The 20,780-nt window shown below is 47.2% G+C and carries 23 protein-coding genes; all 23 read right to left on the minus strand.

Annotation, left to right across the window (positions count from 1 at the left end):
• Positions 1-841: hypothetical protein (locus tag WC764_00005; GenBank protein MFA6006106.1), on the minus strand; the 841-nt coding region annotated here is incomplete at its 3' end.
• Between the two features lie 11 nt (positions 842-852).
• The gene (locus WC764_00010; protein ID MFA6006107.1) at positions 853-1,254 is read right to left on the minus strand and encodes an aspartyl protease family protein; all 402 of its coding nucleotides are present in this window, start codon (positions 1,252-1,254) and stop codon (positions 853-855) included.
• A complete protein-coding gene (locus tag WC764_00015) occupies positions 1,238-1,438 on the minus strand; it encodes a DUF5678 domain-containing protein (protein MFA6006108.1) in 201 nt (66 codons plus the stop codon). The genes WC764_00010 and WC764_00015 overlap by 17 nt, the downstream gene beginning before the upstream one ends.
• Positions 1,439-1,478: 40 nt before the next feature.
• Positions 1,479-2,522: a phosphatidylserine/phosphatidylglycerophosphate/cardiolipin synthase family protein gene (locus tag WC764_00020; protein ID MFA6006109.1), complete on the minus strand. Its 1,044-nt coding sequence runs from the start codon at positions 2,520-2,522 to the stop codon at positions 1,479-1,481.
• Entirely contained in the window at positions 2,522-3,631 is a 1,110-nt protein-coding gene (gene dnaJ, locus WC764_00025) for a molecular chaperone DnaJ (protein ID MFA6006110.1), read from the minus strand. Before dnaJ ends, WC764_00020 begins: the two co-directional genes overlap by 1 nt.
• A gap of 64 nt (positions 3,632-3,695) precedes the next feature.
• Complete coding sequence (gene dnaK, locus WC764_00030) at positions 3,696-5,594, minus strand: molecular chaperone DnaK (GenBank protein ID MFA6006111.1); 1,899 nt, start codon at positions 5,592-5,594, stop codon at positions 3,696-3,698.
• 33 nt (positions 5,595-5,627) lie between these two features.
• Positions 5,628-6,146 carry a nucleotide exchange factor GrpE gene (locus tag WC764_00035; protein MFA6006112.1) on the minus strand — a complete coding sequence of 173 codons (519 nt, stop codon included), beginning with the start codon at positions 6,144-6,146 and terminating at the stop codon, positions 5,628-5,630.
• A gap of 196 nt (positions 6,147-6,342) precedes the next feature.
• A complete protein-coding gene (gene rpsI, locus WC764_00040) occupies positions 6,343-6,759 on the minus strand; it encodes a 30S ribosomal protein S9 (protein ID MFA6006113.1) in 417 nt (138 codons plus the stop codon).
• A 65-nt stretch (positions 6,760-6,824) separates the two neighbouring features.
• Entirely contained in the window at positions 6,825-7,172 is a 348-nt protein-coding gene (gene rplM, locus WC764_00045) for a 50S ribosomal protein L13 (GenBank protein ID MFA6006114.1), read from the minus strand.
• 6 nt (positions 7,173-7,178) lie between these two features.
• Positions 7,179-7,538: a 50S ribosomal protein L17 gene (rplQ, locus tag WC764_00050; protein MFA6006115.1), complete on the minus strand. Its 360-nt coding sequence runs from the start codon at positions 7,536-7,538 to the stop codon at positions 7,179-7,181.
• A gap of 21 nt (positions 7,539-7,559) precedes the next feature.
• Positions 7,560-8,537 carry a DNA-directed RNA polymerase subunit alpha gene (locus WC764_00055; GenBank protein MFA6006116.1) on the minus strand — a complete coding sequence of 326 codons (978 nt, stop codon included), beginning with the start codon at positions 8,535-8,537 and terminating at the stop codon, positions 7,560-7,562.
• Between the two features lie 76 nt (positions 8,538-8,613).
• Positions 8,614-9,231 carry a 30S ribosomal protein S4 gene (gene rpsD, locus WC764_00060; protein ID MFA6006117.1) on the minus strand — a complete coding sequence of 206 codons (618 nt, stop codon included), beginning with the start codon at positions 9,229-9,231 and terminating at the stop codon, positions 8,614-8,616.
• 39 nt (positions 9,232-9,270) lie between these two features.
• Positions 9,271-9,705, minus strand: coding sequence for a 30S ribosomal protein S11 (gene rpsK / locus WC764_00065; GenBank protein ID MFA6006118.1), 435 nt, complete (start codon positions 9,703-9,705; stop codon positions 9,271-9,273).
• Between the two features lie 82 nt (positions 9,706-9,787).
• Positions 9,788-10,168, minus strand: coding sequence for a 30S ribosomal protein S13 (gene rpsM, locus WC764_00070; GenBank protein MFA6006119.1), 381 nt, complete (start codon positions 10,166-10,168; stop codon positions 9,788-9,790).
• Between the two features lie 52 nt (positions 10,169-10,220).
• Complete coding sequence (gene rpmJ, locus WC764_00075) at positions 10,221-10,334, minus strand: 50S ribosomal protein L36 (protein MFA6006120.1); 114 nt, start codon at positions 10,332-10,334, stop codon at positions 10,221-10,223.
• A gap of 36 nt (positions 10,335-10,370) precedes the next feature.
• Positions 10,371-10,568, minus strand: a complete 198-nt coding sequence (infA, locus tag WC764_00080) for a translation initiation factor IF-1 (protein ID MFA6006121.1) — start codon at positions 10,566-10,568, stop codon at positions 10,371-10,373.
• A gap of 50 nt (positions 10,569-10,618) precedes the next feature.
• Positions 10,619-11,887 (minus strand): hypothetical protein, encoded by a 1,269-nt coding sequence (locus WC764_00085; protein ID MFA6006122.1) that lies wholly within the window; start codon positions 11,885-11,887, stop codon positions 10,619-10,621.
• 11 nt (positions 11,888-11,898) lie between these two features.
• Positions 11,899-13,020 (minus strand): hypothetical protein, encoded by a 1,122-nt coding sequence (locus WC764_00090; GenBank protein ID MFA6006123.1) that lies wholly within the window; start codon positions 13,018-13,020, stop codon positions 11,899-11,901.
• Between the two features lie 6 nt (positions 13,021-13,026).
• The gene (locus tag WC764_00095; GenBank protein ID MFA6006124.1) at positions 13,027-14,802 is read right to left on the minus strand and encodes an alanine--tRNA ligase; all 1,776 of its coding nucleotides are present in this window, start codon (positions 14,800-14,802) and stop codon (positions 13,027-13,029) included.
• Between the two features lie 19 nt (positions 14,803-14,821).
• On the minus strand, positions 14,822-15,898 hold the full coding sequence (gene mnmA, locus WC764_00100; protein MFA6006125.1) for a tRNA 2-thiouridine(34) synthase MnmA: 1,077 nt from the start codon (positions 15,896-15,898) through the stop codon (positions 14,822-14,824).
• Between the two features lie 98 nt (positions 15,899-15,996).
• On the minus strand, positions 15,997-17,217 hold the full coding sequence (locus tag WC764_00105) for a hypothetical protein (GenBank protein ID MFA6006126.1): 1,221 nt from the start codon (positions 17,215-17,217) through the stop codon (positions 15,997-15,999).
• A gap of 61 nt (positions 17,218-17,278) precedes the next feature.
• On the minus strand, positions 17,279-18,313 hold the full coding sequence (locus WC764_00110; protein MFA6006127.1) for a sigma factor-like helix-turn-helix DNA-binding protein: 1,035 nt from the start codon (positions 18,311-18,313) through the stop codon (positions 17,279-17,281).
• 37 nt (positions 18,314-18,350) lie between these two features.
• A complete protein-coding gene (locus WC764_00115) occupies positions 18,351-20,669 on the minus strand; it encodes a class I tRNA ligase family protein (protein MFA6006128.1) in 2,319 nt (772 codons plus the stop codon).
• Positions 20,670-20,780 lie beyond the last annotated feature (111 nt).

The following is a 20,780-nucleotide window of genomic DNA, read 5'->3' on the forward strand; positions in this document are numbered from 1 at the left end:
TCTCCGGCGCAGTCAGAATTTTTAGGCTGTGCATATATTTGACTGGGAATTTCAACCAAAAACTTTTTGCCTTCTCAAATTCTGACGCAACAGTCTCCCGTGAGCCCAAGTCGATATTGGCTAGGCGTTGTCTATATTCATCTTTAGAAAGTTGCTCGTTGTAAAAGCAATACGACTTATTACGCAGGCTCACACAGCCAAAACTATCGGAACAATTCACGCAATCTTTTGAAAAAAACACGTCACGACACGAATCACAGTCTACCGAATAGTGAGTGTTGAATGATCCTGATACGTTAACGTCCCAGTAACATTTCTCTGTCTTTGTAATCATATGACCGTCAACGGTATCTCTCGCATCGACTCCGCCAACCACTGTGTACATGCAATTCTCCGAACGGGTCGAGGAAAAAACCATGTAGCAGTCCTTCGGGGTTGTGATGTTCGCTGTGTACTCACTATTTATCGCGGGCTCGTTTATATAAGCGGAAGGCAACGGCACCTCGCTCAAGAGTTGTTTAAGCTGAACAAAGAACGGAATAGAGAAATCATAATCTCGCCCGTAATCAATCGCATTCCACTCATCAGAATTCCAAAACTTTTTATTGTATACGACAACCGGAGCCGAAGGTGATACGGTCGAGATAGTATCTTTTCCCGTCGCGTCATCACGGCGTTTGAAAATATTCGATTCACTTCGCCAGATGAGCCGCTGTATCAATCTACATTTAGGACACCAAGTTGGTGCTGGCACTTTTATTTTCTCGTAAAATGCGAAGTCCTCAGGTTCTATATTAAAATTCAGCTTACAATTTTGGCAAATCTTAGTTTCTTGATTCATAACTTTTTTCTTTACTTTACAGACTCTTTAATTTCTATTTCAGCTTTTGAATAGTTGAACTTGACGGTAAAAAAGTCAAAAAAACCGACCTGGCCAAGCAGTCCGTGCCCCCGAGTTGATAATGTTGGCATGAATGCTACCCGTGTTTTATATGAGTGGCCGCCAATAACAAGATGCACTTGATGAGAATAATACTTCTGCATTTCTCCAGTAGTGATTCCTCCTATTGTTCCCTCAAGTCCATCTAGAATGTTTAAACCTAACAATTCTGCAAGTTCTCCGGGGAATAAATTCAAATCAGCACCCGAGTCAATTAATGCATGAAAAGAAATTGAATTACCTTCCTGCATTATCTCCACCGGAATAATCGGCTTAAGTTTCTTCGGGCCAATTTTTTTATAAGGAAATTTCATGAGCGCCGGCAAAAGTAATAAATTCACTTGGCACTCGATTCAATATAGGGTTTGAGTATCCTCTCTCATTCGCTTTTCCAAGTGCCTCCTTTGCTGTATCACCGTTTGCAATCACGGTAATTTCGTCGCTCGCTAGAGCTATCCATTGACCTTTATATTTCTTATATATTTTAGTCCAGTCCATAATGTTAAGATTATCACCTTACGAAAGAACTTACAACTCGCTACGAGACCGGCTGGGCTAGGCGGACTATAAGGGAGACTAATGGATAGTACCAGCGGCGGTGCCAGACTATTTTCTCGAATGGGGTGGAATCCTCCTGCCACTTGCTTATGATTTTCTTAAGGTCGCGCACCATATCTTTTTTATTGAAGAATACGCCGGCTTCTTGATTGAAGTCGAAGGATAACGCGTCGATATTATGCGAGCCGATCATTGCTTCTTCATCATCCACAAGGAGGGCCTTGGCATGGTTCATTTGAGTTTGCAGAAAGAAGTGTATGCCGCAAGGCGTAAGCAGGTCCGCAATGTAATAATTGGAAATGTCCCCTATCGCCGGGTCGGTATGTTCGGGGATTATTATACTGACTTTGACACCACGATTGACGGCGGCAAGCAAGGCCTTGCGAAGCCATGTGTGGGGAATAAAGTATGGCGAGACTATAACGATACTTTTCTTCGCATGCTCGACGCGTTCTTCATAGAGCTCGCGGAGTCTAAGCTTACCGAAGATCGGCCAATGCTCGAAGAATTTGAGCTTGGTCTCGCGCACGGTTTTGCGCGTATTGCGCTCGGCGAGGACAGATTGGTCTCTGCCGCCGCACATGGCATATGATTTGGCGAATGAGTGGATCATCACCGGCAGGAGCGCACTTTCGGTCGTGCGTAAATGCAGGTCTAACCATTTGCGGTAGGCGTGGCCCACGTTGACGCCACCAAGGAAGGCTACCCTATCGTCCACAATTAGAAGTTTGCGATGAGTGCGCCGCCACCAGCTCGTAAAGAAATAAACTTCAACTCCGGCCTTCTTAAGATCTTCTATCGCTTCTTTTGCAATACCATAACTGCCGAGGCCATCCAGAATAAACACCACTTTTACTCCCGCCTTGGCTTTATTCTTAAATACAGAGAAGAAGTCATGCGTCAGGAGCAGATCGTTGTTGAAGATATAGCTCTCCCAATAAATAGACTGCTCTGCGTTCTTGACGGCGTAGAGCATCGCGTCGAAAGCTTTTTCCGAATGAGTATAAAGCTTGTACTTTTTCACTAGAGCCCTTCCCCTTTAAGCTCTTTAATAAGCTCGCTTGCTTTCTTCGAGACTTTACTGGGAAGTTTAATAATGAGGTGGATGAGCAGGTCGCCTCTGCCTCCACTGTGCTCGATGGGTACACCTTTGCCTCGTACTCGGAGTATCTCGCCGAAGGTAGCGCCGGTTGGAATTGTCAGCTTAATTTCACCGTCCAATGTCTTGACCGGATAGACGGCGCCAAGGAGTGCATCTGTAAGCTTAATTTCAAGGTCCATCTGCAAATTCTGGCCCTCGCGGCGGAATTGCTTGGACGCCTCAACATGAATTTTTATATATAAATCCCCCGTCGTGCCATGCGACACAGCCTCACCTGCCCCTGTCATACGTATCATTTCGCCATTCTGAATGCCGGAAGGAATCTTTATTTTAATTGTCTCATTGCGCTTAACTACACCTAGGCCACGGCATTCACCGCAGTGCTCCTCCGGTATCTCGCCTGTGCCTCGGCATTCAGTACATTCACGTTCGGTCATGATCTGGCCGAGGAACGATTTGCGAGCCTCGCGTATTCGGCCTGCACCGTTGCATTTCTCACACTTCTTTTTCTTCGTGCCCGGTTTGGCGCCGCTGCCTTTGCAATTCGTGCAGGTGTTTAGTTTATGCAACAAGACATCGCGCTCGGTGCCGAATATAGATTCACTGAAGCTGATCTGCAGGTCGATCGAAATATCCTTGCCGCGTGCCCTCCCTTGGCGCTGTCTACCGCCACCGAAGAAGTCACCAAAGATATCGCCAAAGTCCATCTCTTCGTAGCCGGATTGTCCACCGCCGAAGCCTTGAGTGAAGTTGGAGAAGTCGAAGCCCTCAAAACCGCCTCCATATCCCGCACCGCCAGGGCGCGGTCCGCCCTCGCCGAATGTTTGACCGTAGGTGTCGTACTCTTTACGCTTCTTGGCATCAGACAATACTTGATATGCCTCGCTCACCTCTTTGAACTTGGTATCGTCGCCACCGCTTTTGTCGGGATGATATTTATGGGCAAGCTTGTGGAACGCCTTCTTGATGTCCGCCTCCGAGGCATTCTTCTCGACTCCTAATATATTGTAATAATCTTTTGTGCTTGCCATATGTTGTACTTGGAAGCTAAGCTTCCTGGTTTTAGTTTTGGAAGCTTAGCTTCCAAGTTCGTAATTACTTCTTCTCCTCGAAGTCTGCGTCGCGCACCGGGCCATCTCCTTTCTTATCTTCAGCATCATTCTTTCCGCCCTCTGAGCCGGCGGATCCGCCTTTGGCGGACATCATCTCCTCGCCGATCTTAGACATTGCGGTCGAGAGAGCATCCGAGGCATTCTTGATGGCTGTTTGGTCGCCGCCATCTTTTACTTTCTTAAGCTCTTCTATCTTCCCGCTAACATCCGTCTTTATTGTATCACTAATTTTACCTTCCGCATCTTTCAAAGCCTTCTCGGCGGTGTGGACAAGATGCTCTGCCATATTGCGAGCCTCTACCTCCTCCTTGCGCTTCTTGTCATCCTCGGCGTGGAGCTCGGCGTCTTTCTTCATCTTTTCGACTTCTTCGGCCGATAGACCGCCACGAGCTTCAATACGAATGGACTGCTCTTTGTTGGTCGCTTTGTCCTTGGCCTTGACGCTTAGGATACCGTTGACGTTCACGTCGAATGTTACCTCCACTTGAGGCATACCCCGTGGCGCCGGTGGAATACCCTCTAGCATGAACTTACCAAGTGTCTTGTTGTCAGAAGCAAGTGGACGTTCACCTTGCACGATATGAATTTCTACAGACGTCTGATTGTCAGATGCTGTCGAGAATACCTGCGTGCGTGATGCCGGAATAGTCGTATTCTTTTCAATAATTTTTGTCGCGACACCGCCCATCGTCTCAATGCCGAGTGACAGAGGAATAACATCGAGAAGCAGCACGTCTTTAACGTCTCCCTGCATGATGCCCGCCTGAATGGCGGCACCGACAGCGACAACTTCATCCGGGTTGATGCTGCGATTCGGCTCCTTGCCGAAGAACTGCTTGACCGCCTCAACGATAGCCGGCATACGAGTCTGGCCACCAACCATGACAATCTCATTGATGTCGTTCTTAGAAAATTTAGAAGATTCGACGGCGCGCTTGGTGATTTCTATCGAGCGTTCGATAAATTCTCGCGAGAGTTCCTCAAGCTTCGAGCGTGTCATCTTGAGCAATAAATGCTTAGGTCCGTTCGCGTCCGACGTAATGAACGGAATATTTATTTCTGACTCTAACGTTGTCGAGAGTTCATGTTTCGTTTTCTCCGCGGCCTCCTTAAGGCGCTGGAGGGCGAGCGCATCGTTTGTCACATCAATCCCCGACTCCTTCTTGAACTCATCGGCTATCCATTTGATTATCTTCTGATCGATATCCTCGCCACCCATGTGCGAGTCGCCGTCTGTTGCCTTAACCTCGATAACATCATCGCCGATCTCCAATATAGAAATATCAAAAGTACCTCCGCCGAAGTCGTAAACGGCGATCTTCTCATTCTTCTTTTTGTTAAATCCGTAGGCCAGTGCCGCAGCCGTTGGCTCGTTGATGATGCGCTTAACGGTAAAGCCCGCGATCTCTCCGGCGTCCTTAGTCGCCTGGCGCTGTGAGTCGTTAAAGTAGGCCGGTACCGTGATAATGGCCTCGGTTATCTTCTCGCCCAACTTACTCTCGGCATCATCCTTTAATTTCTTTAGAATCATCGCTGAGATTTCTTCCGGACGGTAAAACTTTTCGGACATCTGCACCTTAACCTCGCCGTTATCCGCCTTCTCAAGCTTGAAAGGCACAACCTTGCTGTCGCGCACAATCTCTGCGTCGTCGAAGCGATGGCCCATGAGGCGCTTAACGCCATAGATGGTGTTCTTGGGGTTCGTGACCGCCTGGCGCTTGGCTAGTAAACCAACAAGCCGCTCGCCTGTCTTGGATATTGCGACAATAGACGGAGTGGTGCGAACGCCCTCGATGTTCTCGACGATCTTCGGCTCGCCACCTTCGACGATAGCCATTGCCGAGTTCGTTGTCCCCAAGTCGATGCCTAAAATTTTTGCCATGATAATTAGTTTTTAGTTAGTAGTTTTTTGTTTTTAAGATACTTTCAACTTATATACTTTCACATGCGCTGGTCTGATAATTTTATCTCCAATTTTATAGCCTTTCTGAAATACTTCGGCGATGGTGTGATCAAGCTTATCATCATCGGTTTCTATCTCTTCTATCGGTTGATGCATGCCCAGATCAAGTTTGTCTCCGACACTTCCGACTTCTGCCATGCCATTGTCTTTTAAAACTCCTACTAGTTGATGATAAATATATTCCACTCCGGTGCGCCAGCCTTTATCAATCTTCTCCCAGACCTCTTTGTTAATCATCGCAAGATTAAAACTGTCGAGAACTCCAATTAAGTCGCTCATGAGTCCGGAGGTGGCATACTTGATCATCTCTCCCCTGCTCTTATCCTCTTCTTTCCGAGCATTAATAAAGTCGGCTTTGGAGCGCTGCCAGCCATCTAAATACTCGGCTGCCTTGGCTTCTGACTCGGCAAGTTGTTGTTTGAGTATTTCGACCTCGCTCAATTCCCCATCTGTTTTTGTATCGTCATTCATAAAAAATTATTCTTACCCGCCTCCCCGGCGGGTCAGCCGATGAGGCTGAAATTAAAAAACACTACTAATTAAAAGTAGTATTAAAGATATACCTTAGAAACATACTATTATACTCGTTATCAAGCACTCGTGTCAAATAGCCTTATACCTGTGGATAAAACAACCGCCTTTTCGGCGGTTGTTTGGAGTGTTTTGATTAGCGCTTGGACCACTGCGGGGCTTTGCGGGCTTTCTTGAGGCCGAATTTGCGGCGCTCTTTTTGCCTTGAATTGCTCGTAAGGAGCTTGCCCTTCTTTAAGACCGGGCGAAGAGTTTTGTCCGTCATCTCCAGTGCTCGGGCGAGGCCCATGGCAACGGCCTCGGCCTGTGAGTGCATGCCACCGCCCTTGGTGTGAATACTAACTGTATAGTGCACGCCCTCAACGAGAGCGAATGGCGAACGCACTATCTTCTGGAGCTCTTCTGTCGGGAAGTAGACGTGGAGTTCTTTATCATTTACCGAGAAGTCCATCTTCTTGGCTGGAGTGATGCGCACGCGGGCAACGGACTCCTTACGGCGACCGAGACCCTCGTGATACTGTCCTTCTGATTTTTTTGTTTTTGCGGTAGGCATTGTATTTGGACTTGGACGCTCGGCTTCTTAAAACAAGACCCGGAAGCCGAGCGTCCAAGTGCTGATTAGTCTTTAATAGTTAAGCGCTTCATCATGCCCGCGCGGAGACGATTGTGCGGGAGCATACCGAAGACGGCAATGCGAATCACTTCGCCGTAGCCCTTCTTTAATATAGTCTCGCCCATGTTCTCATAGCGCTGGCCGCTCGGGTAACCGGAAAATGTTGTATAAACTCTGTCTTTAAGCTGTTTCTCCGTAATCTTCATCTTGCTGGCATTGGTGATGAGCACCTTGTTCTCCTGCGCTTCATGGCGTTCAAAGGCGGCAGTGTCTTTGCCCATAAGTAGCATTGCGGTGTTGCTTGCAATACGTCCGAGTGCTTTATTTTCTGCGTCAATAGTATGTGTGGTCATAGGAGTTTACTTAGTTTCAGAAATTATCTGGATGATTGCCATCGGGCTGGCGTCGCTTTTGCGTGGCGCGAGCTTCACGATGCGAGTATAGCCAGAGGTGCGAGTTCCTACAGTCTTTGCAGCCTTGACCACGAGCTCTGCGCGAGCCTTGGTACCGAGACGCTTTGTCAGCAAGCGTCGAGCCGCATCCGTATCTCTCTTACCGATAGTAAGCAAACGTTCGAAATAAGGGCGAAGTTCACGCGCCTTCGCATCGGTCGTGGTCATGACCCCCTTTGATGCCAAAGCCTCCGCCAGCGAACGCATCAGGGCGCGTCGCGCGTCGTTCTCGAGTCCGAATTTTCTGTTTTTGTTGTGGTGGTGCATAGATCGTTTCTAAATGCTTGATTACTCCCTAAGTGTTATACCGAAGTTGGCTAATGCACGCTTGATCTCGGAGATCCCCTTCTCGCCCAAGCCCTCAAGCTCGAGCAGGTCCTCTTCACGCTTGCGTGCCAAGCCACCGATGGTTCGGATGCTTGCCTCGGTAAGAGCATTGAGAGTTCTCGCAGAAAGTTCCAGATCTTCAACTCTTGTTTTAAGGATATCCTCCTGCTTCTCCTTTTGGTCGCCTGTTGCTTCCGGAACAGAATCGTTCATTGTTGCCGGGGCAGATAATTCTTCCGGCTCTGCTTCTTTGAATCCGACTATTGCCTTGAGCTGTTGGATCATTATTTCTATCGAGCGTTCGAGAGCGGTTCTGGGAGCAATGATACCGTCTGTCTCGATGAACATGCGAAGCCTGTTGTAATCGGTGCGATTGCCGACGCGCATGTTCTCAACCTCATAACTTACTCGTCTGATAGGAGTAAAGATTGCATCCATCATAATGGTGCCGATCTCCGCTTTTTCCTTTCTGCTAACCTCCTTCGGTACATAGCCCAAACCCTTCTCGACTACAAGCTCAATGCTGAGAGAAGCGTTTTTGTCTGTCAGTGTAGCGATGTGCTGGTCCGGGTTCATAATCTCGAGTTGTCCGGGGACAGTTATCTGTTTGGCGGTGACATTCTGAGAGCCCTTAACGTTGATGAATGCCTTAACGGGTTCATCGGACGACATAGAGAATCGAATCTTCTTGATATTCAAAAGGATCATTATGACATCTTCCTTCACGTTCTCGATGGTTGAGAACTCGTGCGGAACTCCCTCGATCTTAACGCTGGTTATCGCGCAACCGGGCATGGACGATAAGATTATGCGTCGCAAAGAATTCCCGAGCGTATGTCCATAGCCGGGATAAAGACCATCTATTTCATAGAGACCCTTGTTCCCGTCTTCTTGCAAAATCTTGGGCTTAGAAGGGAGCAAAATTGTATAATCAGCCATGTAACTTTTTGTTAAAAATGTTTAAATATAATACATTAATTTTGCCAAAATAGCAAGGGCGAGAAACCAGACTGCCTTATACTCGGCTATAGAACTCGATAACCGATCCAAGATTCAGACCCGCTTCACCCTTTGCAAAGACAGGCATGGCTGACACCTCCGTCGCAACTTTATCTTCATTGAATAAGAGCCATGTTGGGAATTTGTGCTTCTTAAGCTTGACGTCGAGGTCTGTAAAGAGCTTGCTCTTCGCGCTTGCTTCACGAATAGTGACGACATCTCCGCGTTTTACCGGGTATGATGGAATTGACTGACGGGAACCGTTAACAAAGACGTGTCCGTGGGACACAAGCTGGCGGGCAGCCGGTCGTGACGGAGTAATACCTGCGCGGTAGACTACGTTATCCAGGCGTGACTCCAGTAGCTCGTGCAAATTCTGTGCCGGGTTTGCCTTGGTCTCTTCACGCGCCTTCTCTACGTACTTGCGAAACTGCTTCTCGGTGACACCGTAGGTCAGACGGACCTTCTGCTTCTCGACAAACTGTGTGCCGAATTCTGTTCGCTGACTCGGTTTCTTTACATTGTGGGCCGGACCCTTCTTGGCAGCCGAGACAGAATACTTGGCCGTTTGGGTCTTTGGATGAATGCGGTCACCGAGGCGTCGGCTAACTTTGAATTTTGGTCGTCTAATCATTTTAAATTTTTAAATATTGAAATCTTTAAATTTAGGAGACTATACGCGACGAGGTTTCTTGGGTCTTGGGCCATTGTGCGGAACCGGCGTGGCGTCCTTGATAGAGCTGATGACGATACCTTTGGCGGTGAAGGATCTGATGGCAGACTCTCGTCCGGAACCGATGCCGCGGATGACTACATCAATCTCCTTCATGCCCATGAGCTCGGCCTTCTCGGCTAGTAACTCACCCACTTTTGCGGCCGCAAACGGCGTTCCCTTTTTGGCGCCCTTGAATCCGAGCGCACCGGATGATGACCATGCCAATGCGTTACCCTTCTCGTCTGTGAGTAAGAGTTGGGTATTGTTGAACGTGGAGTGGACGTGCAGTACGCCGGCGTCGAAGCGAGTGCGTGAAGATTTACTTAAGGAGCGCGCGCGAAGACCCTGGTCTACTCCGCTGTCGTTCTTGGTGATGATTCGTTTCTTTCCCATTTCTCTAATTTAAATGTTTAAATCTTTTTGTCGGGAAGGTTCAACCGTGAGCACCTAGAAGGTTGAACTTTATCCGTCGTTATTATTTCTTATCCAACTTCTTGCGGCCGGATGCCATCGTTTTGCGGACATTTCCACGGCGTGTACGCGAGTTGGTCTTGGTGCGCTGGCCGCGTGTCGGAAGTGCGCGAGCGTGGCGATCTCCGCGATAACTCTTGATATCCTTCAGGCGTTTGATATTGGCCGAAACCTCCCGTTTAAGATCACCTTCTGTCTTGCGCGACTCTACCTCCTTGCGGATTTTACCTTCTTGATCTGGGGTCAGGTCCTTTGCTTTGGTGCCATAATCTATCTTAACGGTGTCGAGAATTTTATGCGCGAGCGGTCGTCCGATGCCGTAAATAGCCGTGAGGGCTATCTCGATTCTTTTGTTGTCCGGTAATGTAATGCCAGAGATTCTCATGTCTTTTAAATATTGGAATTTTAAATGTTTAAATTTGCGCGTAGCGCGTAGTCTATCCTTGTCTCTGCTTATGTTTGGGCGTAACGCAAGTAACGAAAATAACACCGCGTCTTTTGACGAACTTACACTTCGTACAGAATTTTTTAACAGTTGATCGTACTTTCATTTGAAATATTTAAATATTGAAATATTTAAACTGGGCTCAAAAACGTCTCACAATTCTACCCTTCTCGCCATAGTCATCTAGCTCTACGGCGACTTTATCGCCGATAAGAACACGAATCTTATGCATGCGCATTTTGCCCGCCAGATAGACGATAACCGACTTGCCCCCTTCAAACTGCACCCTAAACATGGTGTTAGGCAAAGCCTCAGTTACAACGCCTTCTTTTATCTCCATATGACAAGTCTATGCATAGTAACAGAAAAGAGCCCTATAAGTCAAGCAATTTATGGGGCGGGGCTGTCCGCCTGTTTAACCTTCACGCTTATGCGGTCCTTGTCCGAAGGGAACGATGAAATAAACCCGGGGAATAGCTTGACCTCCGCGGTTTCTATACCGCTATATTTGCGGAAGACTTTAGCTCTTTCGGAATATGCTTTATTAAGCAGATCGGCAGTTAAAGGTTCTGCGGGTATATCCGCCACCAAGGAAGTGTTGCCCTTAAGAGAGAAAGTAAATGTCTCGCTACTATTAACGGCAAAATTGTTTTTGTTTACTATTGCGAACTCCAGGGTATTCAGGTCTTTTACGTGATACGAAGCGGCGTCTTTATTCTTAAGCTTATGATTAATCGTGTAGGCACGTAAATCCTCCTCGTTCAAAATAACCGCTCTAAGCGCTCCGCTCTCGGTTAAGGTGACCGTACCCTTGCTGTCTCCGTCCGTTTGTTTCTGGTCTGTCTTTTCCGCGAGATCAAGGAAAGTGCCGTCTTTATACATTATCCAGCCGGGTGGTATTGATTCGACAGCTTTTTTTGCAAGACTATCGGCAAGAGTTTTCTTTAGCTTAACTCTGGCATCTGCCAGCTCTTGTTCAGAGGCTATCAGCCTAGTCCCTATCAGGCCACCTTCTGTTGCCGTCTTCGATCGGCCGTAAAATTGGGAGAATTTAGCCGAGTTCTTGAAGCCGGGTATAGTGAAGTCTGTAAGTCCGCCATTATAATCAGCTCCGGGTAACGCCGCCTCAATCTTTGTCTCTATCGAGCCAGGCGTGAGTTTGCCGGAAACTGTCTTGGCGCCTGGTACGGTTACATTAGAGATTATGCGGTAAAGTTTGCCACCCGTTGCTTCGAGTCTCGTTCTTGCGACAAGTTTCTGGGATGTCGCCGTTCTATTATATAGTATAACGACTCCGGTTGCTTTGGTGGTTACCGACTCGCTCTTTGTGGCGCTAATGCTAGCGTTTGCCTCGTCTTTTACCGTCATAATTTGGAAGCCGACGGTATCTGTCGGCGTTGATGAGGCGCGCGAGGCGATTATCAAATCGTCGAAAACGACAGCCTCTCTGTGTGGCGTTATTATTATCTCGGCGCGCGAAGCGTATGAAATAATTACCCAGGCAACCAGATATACAGCAACGAGTGCCCCGGCAACCTTAAGGTAACGCTTAAATTTCGGTCCGCGTGAAGGGGCTCCGCCTATGATCGGCAATTTTGGCCTGCCGTGCAACGATTCTATTAATTCTTTTTTGTGCTTGGGGAATATTATATCCTGCATAAGTTTTTTGATTACTGCTCTTTATGTAGTGTATCAGAAAACAAGGCAGAAATCACTACTGTTGGATCGATAAATGCTGACTGATCCTTGGAGTCGCAAAAGGACCGTAGAGTCTTGTCCGCTATCTCGTGGACACGGAACTTCTGCCCGACGAACACATACCTATCATACTTCCCCGACTCCAGGTAGTTGGAAATAATCGGCGCTACGGACGGATGAGCAAGCAGGTAGACATCTTGAGGCAGAAGAGAATCGAGCGTCACATGTTCCAGCGCTCCAAGAAAAAGAGTATTCCAGCGCTGATTGCAGGCATCCAGAACCTGCTTTAGAGGATCGATAAATTCCGAGGACAGCTTGTTCGTGTGATACAGATGGAGCGAACTCTCCGCTATCTCTAGCGACACGTTCATTGTCTTAATTATTTCGCGCAGAATCATATTCTTGCCGAACGGGATAGAGATTGTTTTCTCCAATACTCCCCGCTTCGATATTATGATGTCGGTAATTTCGCCTCCGAAATCGACGCAAACGAAGTTGTCGTCATGTATCATGTTTCGCAAAACGGTAAATATCACGAATGATGTCGAATGGCTTAAAATGTCGATACCATGAAAGCCCTTGCCGATTTCGTCGGTTAGTTGTTTTATCAGTTCGGTATCAACCGTACTCGTGTAAATTGTCATCTCTAGAGAATGCGCCGTCTTGCCAACTGGATTCGTTGTCGGATAACCGTTAAGCTTTATCTGTATGAGTGCATGGTCAAGGATCTTTTTTGTTTTATCTATAGACGTCTGCTCGTTATCATTCGATTCGATTATCTTCTTTGTGATTAATGTTTCCGACTGATACTTCTCCATCCGAGTCGCAAGACTGACGTCGCACATAATAGACGATAGCGTACATAAGGCTCGCCTCGGCTTCACACCATTCAGATGATGCGTCAGGTCGTTAAGACAATCTCTAAGTACCGAGACCACCAAACTCTGGTAGCGAGCCGGCTCCACAGTTTCCTTAAAAGGAATCTCCTTGTAGGAGGCGTACACAATTTTCGGCTTGTCGGCCTCTTTTTCTATCAGTGCGCCAACAACTCTTGAGCTCCCTATGTCGACTACAATAAAATTTTCTCGCGACATTGTTATCTAGTATAACACTGCTTTTATTCTTCGTATACCGGCGGCGACCGCTTCTTCTTTCATAATCCTGAATGTTCCGGCTATTTCGGAAGTGTTGGAGACGTGAGGTCCGCCACAGAACTCGATAGAATCTCCTATCGTGTAGACAGAAACCATATCGGGATACTTCGCTCCGAATTCGTGTTCTGCGCCGAGTTTCTCCGCGACCTCTCGTGCCATCATTTTATGATTGACGGTGATATTCGTTCGAATCTGTTCATTTACGATTTTCTCGACTTCCAACTTTTGTTCCGGCGTCATCTTGGTTCCGTAAGAAAAATCGATGCGCAAACGTTCGCCTGTGATATTGGAGCCTCGCTGATGAACGTCCGAACCAAGCACCTTCTGTAACGCCTTAAGCAGAATATGGTGGGCTGTGTGATATTGAATGGTCTTCTCTGATTGGTCTGCCAAACCACCCTTAAATTTTTGTAGGGCGCCGGAACGCGAAAGATCCTGATGCGCCTTCATCGCCAGCTCGTAACCTATGCGGTCGACTGTCTTGCCTTGTTCCTTCGCCAGTTCTTCTGTTATCTCGATCGGGAATCCGTAGGTAGTGAATAATATAAATGTGTCTTGACCTGATATTTCGCTCCCAGCCAAGCTCTTGAAGTGCTTCATCCCGCGTTCCAGCGTTAGCCTGAACTTTGCCTCCTCATCTCGCACCAGAAGCTCAATTTCTTCTTTCTTTGCGATAACATCGTCATATACGCCGATGAACGGCGCAAGAGTTTCCTCGACGAACGTTGTTAATCTTCCCTCGGCCAGTTCAATACTGTCGGCATAACGAATCGCGCGTCTAAGCAGACGCCGCATAATATACCCTTGCTCTGTATTGGAAGGAATGATGCCGGCACCGGCCATAAAACAAACTCCGCGCAAATGATCAGCGATAATACGCATTGGATAAGCGTATTCAGAATACTTCTTCCCACTTGATTTTTCGATAGACTCGATAGTCTTGGTAAACAAGTCTGTTTGGAAAATATCGGGCGAATCTATCGAGGCCGCTGCGATACGCTCAAGCCCCCCGCCAAAGTCTATGTTCGGTCTAGGTAGTTTTTCAAAACCGTTCGCGCCTCGCTTGTATTCCATGAATACAGAATTCCCTATCTCGACAAATCTCCCACAGTCGCAGTTGGGGTGGCATGTCTCGCCAAATTTAGTATCGTGGGGCTTACCGAAGTCATAGAATACTTCAGAATCTGGTCCGCCAGGCTCACCCACGGGCATCTTGTCAGGAGTACCTGATCTGCTCCACCAATTTTTCTTCGCGGGATAGAAGTGAATACGATCCTCCGGGATGCCGAGCTGTTTCCAAATATCTGCCGCTACAGTGTCCCGCGGAAGGCCCAGCGTTTCGTCGCCTTCGAAGCAGGTCACAGAAATGCGCTCGGCCGGTATACCTACTTCTTTCGTCAAGAAATCAAAAAACCAAGGAAGCTGTTCCTCTCGGCCATAATCACCCAGAGACCAATTCCCGAGCATTTCAAAAAAGGTCGTATGGCGATTATCGCCAGCCTCTTCGATATCTTCTGCGCGGAAGCATTTCTGCGAGTTAACAAGTCGCACGCCTTCAGGATGTTCCTGGCCTAGCAGATAAGGCACCAGAGGTTGCATGCCGGAGCTTGTAAATAAAGTGGTCGGGTCATTCTCCGGAATCAAAGGCGCCGAAGGAATCACGGCATGCCCGCGAGTCCTAAAGAATTCCAGATATTTCCGCCGTATTTCTTTTGACGTCATGGGTCTAGATTACAATATATTATGATATTACGCCACTGCCAATTATTTTTTTGCCATCGTATATCACGCAAATTTGGCCCGGAGTCGGTGGATCGGCAGGTGTATCAAGAAGTTCTACATTATTACCCGATACTTTGCAACGTAATGCCTTCTGATGATATCGGCATTGGCAGGCGTATTCTCTACCTTCTTCGGGCTCTATAAACCAATTCGTTTGTGACAGGGTAAGGTTTCGCCTTACCCCTGTTTGTTGTTCGGAAACGGTAATAGTGTTATCGCTCAAGTTTTTTGAATTAATATAGAATGTTCTACCCGCAAGGCCCGAGTCGGTGATTTTGAAGCCATGGCGTTGGCCTAGTGTTATAAATTCCGCGCCGTTGTGCTCGCCTATTACTTTTCCAGATTCATCTAACACGTCGCCTTGTTTAGTTGGAATATAATGCGAGAGAAAATCTTCTATATTCACCGGACCCAAGAAGCACAGGCCCTGACTATCTTTCTTTTCTGCCACCGGTAACTTTGCTTTTCTCGCAATCTCGCGCACTTTTGATTTTAATAAATCGCCTATCGGAAATAAAATTTTAGATAGTTGCCCCTTTTTTATTCCAGCGACAAAGTAGGATTGATCCTTGCCAGAATCCTTTGCCGTGCAAAGTACGTGTTCACTTTCAACTTTCCTGCCTGCCGGCAGGCACGGCAACTTTGTACTTTCAACTATTCTGGCATAATGGCCGGTGGCGACGTAATCGGCGCCGTTTGCTATCGCGTAATCATAAAATAATCCGAACTTTATAAAATTATTGCAAAAAAAGTCCGGATTCGGCGTGCGACCGGCCTTATATTCGCTAATCATATAATCAGCGACTTTTTCTTTATACTCCTTCTCGCCGTCTATTGTTATGAGCGGAATGCCCAGATGGACGGCGACGCGCAGGGCGTCCAGCCTCTCCTCCCTCCATGTGCACGGCATCCAATCCGGCGACCAGGTTTTAATGAAAACTCCGGTCACTTCGTAACCTTCCTTTTGTAAAAGATATGAGGAGACACTCGAGTCCACCCCTCCGGACATGCCCACGTACACTTTTTTGATATTCATAATGTAATTCACCTCACCCTAACCCTCCCCGAAGGGGAGGGAAAGAATCCCCCGCATTTCCCCTCTCTTTCGGAGAGGGGCAGGGGTGAGGTTGCACTTTATACCGGCAGATTAACAGGCGGCTCGCCTCTCTTGGACTCTATACGGCCGAGTGTCGGAGTCTCAGAGACACGACCCGGGAAGTGCCATATTGTAGCGAGTTCCTCGACATTCAATTGCATCGGAACGCGTTTGTACGGAGTATAGAAATAAGAACGCTTGCGGTAGGCGTCGAACATTTGTCGGTACATCTTCGGTACCCGATACTTCTTCGGATACCAACCGCCCTGGAATGAGAATGGATGGTCGAAATCGGTATCAACTCTGATACTGAAGCTATTCATTTGCGGAGAGTTGAAAACACGGAACGGTTGGAAGGCGCCATATTTTCGCGGGCCGACCGCCGATTCCTTGCGGGCGATATACATCGAGCGAATGCCCACATCGTAAATCGGCTTCGCGAGTTTATTTTCAAGCGTCTCGGCAACCAGTCGTTCTCCCGGAGACGGCATTTCATTTACCATTATCTCGCCTTCGCCGAACGACACCGTCGCCTTCCTTCTAACCAGAGACGCAATAGCCTCCTTCAATTCCTCCTTAAGCTTATCTTCGCTTTCCTCCAGGAATGGCATAATCATTATCTGAATCCAGTACTGCTCGCCGGGGCCTATACTGCCTAATGTCTCAAGTATACCGAGCATTGGGTCTGTCTTAAACTCCTCCTTAGGATCTTTGCCAAGCTCGAAGTCTACATAGGTTTTAATCGGATAGCAGTCCGGTTTTTTAAGCTTAAGCTCCACGCCGAAGACGCTCCAGTTGTCCGGGTGTTCGAGATAGTCTACATTAAGCGTATAATCAGAAACCTCCCGAATCTCTATATCCGGAAATTGTGAATATAAATTAGTTTCTACAAGGTCTCTATATCTTTCCGGTGTTCTTATTACATAATGAATCGTCCCCTCAAGAGAAATAAGTTCAAGAGAGAACCACAGACGGTGACGACCACGAAAGAACTTGGAATACCAATTACCGGCGGAAGTCTGATAGAAGCCGTTCATCGCTAGCTCCATCGCCCGCGGCGACTTATTCATCTCGCGCGGAAGTTTAATTTCGATAAAAGTATACGGCTCCGATAGGAGCAACTGGGTGAGATTATGTCTTCTGTATAGGATCGCAGCGATAACAGAGAAAATTATAGGCAAAGATATTGGCAACATTATAAACATCGCCCATAAGCTATCGAAAATAGTCTGTCCTATAATGAGACGGATAGTGTCCATGCACCATTATAATACCACACTATAGAAATGAGGTGAATGTAAAGACTGTTTATAACGCGATCTATAATACGACGTACCTGCCGTCGTTGTCCCGGCCGAAGAGTCTGGAACTCTGGAGATTGACCATGATGGTGTTCTCCTTGACGTAACGTTCGCGCATGACTCGCTTCACTATGTCCTCTTTGGTCTGCGGACCATGCTTCTCAATGATAGTTTTAATGATATCTTTAACCGTCCCCTTCGAGTAGCCCCACTCTTTGAGCGCATAGAGACCACGGCCGACGAGCACGAAGCGGTTGTCCTTAATGAGTTCGTTGTGGCAGGTGGCAACATGGGCCTTCTTGCCGAAGACTTTATTAATCTGATTCGCAACCTCTGTAAAATGCATAGGAGAACCGTTCTTGCGGATAACCAAATATGCGAAGTCGCGGATGCCGCGGGTCTTGATGTTGGGCGACTTGGCAATACCCCATTCGCCGAGCGAGTTGCGCCCGATACGCTTACTAAGCTTGAGCCAGCGCATAACAGTTTCTCCGTCCTGGAATTCTTTATCCGTTGCATGTATCTCCTCCAGGAATTTAAGAGTTATCTCCGTCTCGGAAACGAGATCGTGTTCAGAAAGCTTTTTGTGAAGAGCATTTAGTGCTTTGTGAACAGATTCCTCTGCGACCGGGTCTACGCTCCAGCGATGATGGAAGTCGTCATCTTCTTTTATTCTTTTGAATTCTTCTCCTAGTGTTAAGAAGAAATTTATATGATTTTGTACTTTTTTATCGGCCGAGAGATGGGCGAAAAAATCCTTCTCCTGCACGATGCCCCCATACTTTTTCATTAAGTCCTTCAGCTCAACGAAGACATGGTCGATCTCCTCGAATACTTTTGATTTGCGAATATGATGTAATGAAAAATTCTCGATCTGACGGACGCGTTCGCGAGTGATACCGTACTCTGTGCCGATAGCCTCCAGTGTCATTTTCTTCGGGTCATTGCCGAGACCATAGCGCTTCTTGATGATGTCCTTGGCGCGTGTCGGCAACACTCCCAAGAGTGTTTGAACGACTTTCTTTGAATCGAACGAGATTTTGGCAGAAATCATGGTGTTATTTATATCATTTTATCTATAAATAGTCAAATTAGAGCACGATATTCAACAATCTGTCCGGTACAAACACAGTCTTCCTGGGCTGTCCTTCTACCAGCCACTTCTTTATCGATTCGTCAGAATACACCATATTTATAGCCTCCTTTTCGCTAATTCCTCTCTTCACATTCAATCGTCCGCGCACCTTGCCGCCTATCTGGATGACCAATTCTACTGTATCAGCTTGTAATTTTGCAGTATCGAAAATAGGCCACGATACTGCGTGAATAGATGTTGAATGGCCTAGCCCCCCCCAGAGTTCTTCTGTCACATGAGGCGCAAAAGGCGAGAGGAGTTGGAGCAGAACTCCGTAAGAATCTGTAGAAATTTTCGCCTCTTTTGCAAGTTCATTAACCAATATCATGAGACTGCTTATCGCGGTGTTAAACTTCATTTCTTCAATATCTTCACTGACCTTTTTTATAGTCTGATTAAGAAGAATTTCGATGTCGCCAATAGGTGCTTCTTTAGAAACTTTCTCGCTTAAATTTACTACCCTCTCAATGAATCTGTATACTCCAACCAAGCTATCCGTATTCCATGCAATCGCTTGATCGAATGGACCCATGAATAATTCATAAAGCCGGAGAGTGTCCGCGCCGAATTTCTGCACAAATTCGTCCGGGCTTATGACATTACCCTTAGACTTAGACATCTTTATCCCGCCATGGGACAGTATCATCCCTTGTGCCGTTCTCTTTATATACGGCTCACTCGTCGGCACCGCTTTTATATCAAATAGAAATTTATGCCAGAAGCGAGAATACAGGAGATGCAGGGTCGCATGCTCCATGCCGCCGTTGTACCAATCCACCGGCGTCCAGTATTTGAAGGCGTCTGCATAATTAGAAATTGGAAATTCGAAATTAGAAATTCCTTGCATCACATATGCAAGGTAGTACCAGCTTGAGCCAGCCCAATTAGGCATCGTATCGGTCTCGCGCTTGGCCGGACCCCCGCAATGCGGGCAGATAGTATTGACCCAGTCGTCTATGGCCGCGAGTGGCGACTCGCCCGTGTCTGTGGGCTGATATTTTTCTACGATGGGCAGAGTAAGGGGCAATTCCGATTCATCCAGGGGCACTATCCCGCAAATCAAACAGTGCACGACAGGTATGGGCTCACCCCAATAACGTTGGCGCGAGAAGACCCAATCGCGTAATTTAAAAGTGGTCTTTTCTGTCGCGCCGAACGAGACCGCTTGTTCCTTTGTCGCGAATGGAGCCTCGGGTTTTGAAGGCAGAGAATATTTCTTGGCAAATGCATTATCGCGGTCGTCGTGCGCTGGCACGGCCATAACTGCGCCCGTGCCGTAGTGGCCGAGCACGTAATCTGCGACCCAGACAGGAATTTCCTCGTTATTTGCTGGGTTAATTGCTTTTATCCCTTTAAGCTCCACTCCGGTCTTTTCTTTATCATCCGCAGTACGCTCCATATCCTGCTTATTCTTAGCTCGCTCTACATATTCTTTAACATCGTTGGAAAGTTCAAGTGTTTGCAGAAGAGCGTGCTCCGGCGCCAGCACAATGTAAGTAACACCGAATATAGTATCAATGCGCGTAGTGAAAACCTCTATATAGGTATCAACTTTCAACTTTTCACTTTCAACTTTAAACTTGATATTGTGCCCTTCGCTCTTCCCTATCCAATTGCGCTGTTGGGTAATGATTTTTGGCAGATAGTCTGTCTGATCAAGGTCGTCATAAAGCCTGCCGGCGTATTTTGTTATCGCAAGCATCCATTGCTCCTTTTCGCGCGTCTCTGTCGGTCCGCCACATCTGTCGCAGACGCCACCCACAGCCTCTTCATTCGCCAAGGTAATTTTATCCTTTGGGCACCAATTAACAGTCGCCTTGCCTCTGTAGGCCAGACCGTTCTTTAAGAGTTGTAAGAATATCCACTGCGTCCATTTGTAATACTTAGGATCCGAAGTATCGATCTCTCTATTCCAATCAAACGAATATCCAAGAGCCTTGAGTTGCCTCCGAAATGTATCTGTATTTTCTTTCGTAATATCCGCCGGTTGCCTGCCAGTCTTAATCGCGTAATTTTCTGTCGGTAAGCCGAAGGCATCCCAACCAATCGGATAAAGAACGGAGTAACCTTCTCTCCGTCGCTTCCGGCAGATGACATCCATCGCTGTGTAGCTCCGTGCGTGACCCGTGTGTAATCCATCGCCTGACGGATACGGGAATTCAACCAATGCGTAAAACTTTTTTTTATTTATATCTTCAGTCGCAGTAAATGAACCGTCCTTCTCCCATACTGCCTGCCATTTAGTCTCTATTGCCTTGTGGTCGTACGATTTCATTAGTAATGATTATACATATCACACTACCTATTGGCAAGTTTGTGTTATTTCTACAGTCAGGTATATAATAGTTAGCTAAGCTTTCTCGCCAGAGGTGAGAAAAAAGGAGGT

It is taken from the genome of Candidatus Paceibacterota bacterium, assembly GCA_041660505.1.
Classification (GTDB): domain Bacteria; phylum Patescibacteriota; class Minisyncoccia; order Phycocordibacterales; family JACRKE01; genus JBAZWG01.

Coding starts and splice junctions, on each gene's coding strand:
- dnaJ (MFA6006110.1), bottom strand. CDS start 3,631: ATGGCAAGCACAAAAGATTATTACAATATATTAGGAGTCGAGAAGAAT.
- rpsI (MFA6006113.1), bottom strand. CDS start 6,759: ATGCCTACCGCAAAAACAAAAAAATCAGAAGGACAGTATCACGAGGGT.
- rpsD (MFA6006117.1), bottom strand. CDS start 9,231: ATGATTAGACGACCAAAATTCAAAGTTAGCCGACGCCTCGGTGACCGC.
- rplQ (MFA6006115.1), bottom strand. CDS start 7,538: ATGCACCACCACAACAAAAACAGAAAATTCGGACTCGAGAACGACGCG.
- WC764_00015 (MFA6006108.1), bottom strand. CDS start 1,438: ATGGACTGGACTAAAATATATAAGAAATATAAAGGTCAATGGATAGCT.
- rpmJ (MFA6006120.1), bottom strand. CDS start 10,334: ATGAAAGTACGATCAACTGTTAAAAAATTCTGTACGAAGTGTAAGTTC.
- WC764_00115 (MFA6006128.1), bottom strand. CDS start 20,669: ATGAAATCGTACGACCACAAGGCAATAGAGACTAAATGGCAGGCAGTA.
- rplM (MFA6006114.1), bottom strand. CDS start 7,172: ATGACCACACATACTATTGACGCAGAAAATAAAGCACTCGGACGTATT.
- infA (MFA6006121.1), bottom strand. CDS start 10,568: ATGGAGATAAAAGAAGGCGTTGTAACTGAGGCTTTGCCTAACACCATG.
- WC764_00105 (MFA6006126.1), bottom strand. CDS start 17,217: ATGGACACTATCCGTCTCATTATAGGACAGACTATTTTCGATAGCTTA.
- rpsM (MFA6006119.1), bottom strand. CDS start 10,168: ATGAGAATCTCTGGCATTACATTACCGGACAACAAAAGAATCGAGATA.
- WC764_00095 (MFA6006124.1), bottom strand. CDS start 14,802: ATGACGTCAAAAGAAATACGGCGGAAATATCTGGAATTCTTTAGGACT.
- mnmA (MFA6006125.1), bottom strand. CDS start 15,898: ATGAATATCAAAAAAGTGTACGTGGGCATGTCCGGAGGGGTGGACTCG.
- rpsK (MFA6006118.1), bottom strand. CDS start 9,705: ATGGGAAAGAAACGAATCATCACCAAGAACGACAGCGGAGTAGACCAG.
- WC764_00010 (MFA6006107.1), bottom strand. CDS start 1,254: ATGAAATTTCCTTATAAAAAAATTGGCCCGAAGAAACTTAAGCCGATT.
- WC764_00090 (MFA6006123.1), bottom strand. CDS start 13,020: ATGTCGCGAGAAAATTTTATTGTAGTCGACATAGGGAGCTCAAGAGTT.
- WC764_00085 (MFA6006122.1), bottom strand. CDS start 11,887: ATGCAGGATATAATATTCCCCAAGCACAAAAAAGAATTAATAGAATCG.
- WC764_00055 (MFA6006116.1), bottom strand. CDS start 8,537: ATGGCTGATTATACAATTTTGCTCCCTTCTAAGCCCAAGATTTTGCAA.
- WC764_00110 (MFA6006127.1), bottom strand. CDS start 18,313: ATGATTTCTGCCAAAATCTCGTTCGATTCAAAGAAAGTCGTTCAAACA.
- dnaK (MFA6006111.1), bottom strand. CDS start 5,594: ATGGCAAAAATTTTAGGCATCGACTTGGGGACAACGAACTCGGCAATG.
- WC764_00035 (MFA6006112.1), bottom strand. CDS start 6,146: ATGAATGACGATACAAAAACAGATGGGGAATTGAGCGAGGTCGAAATA.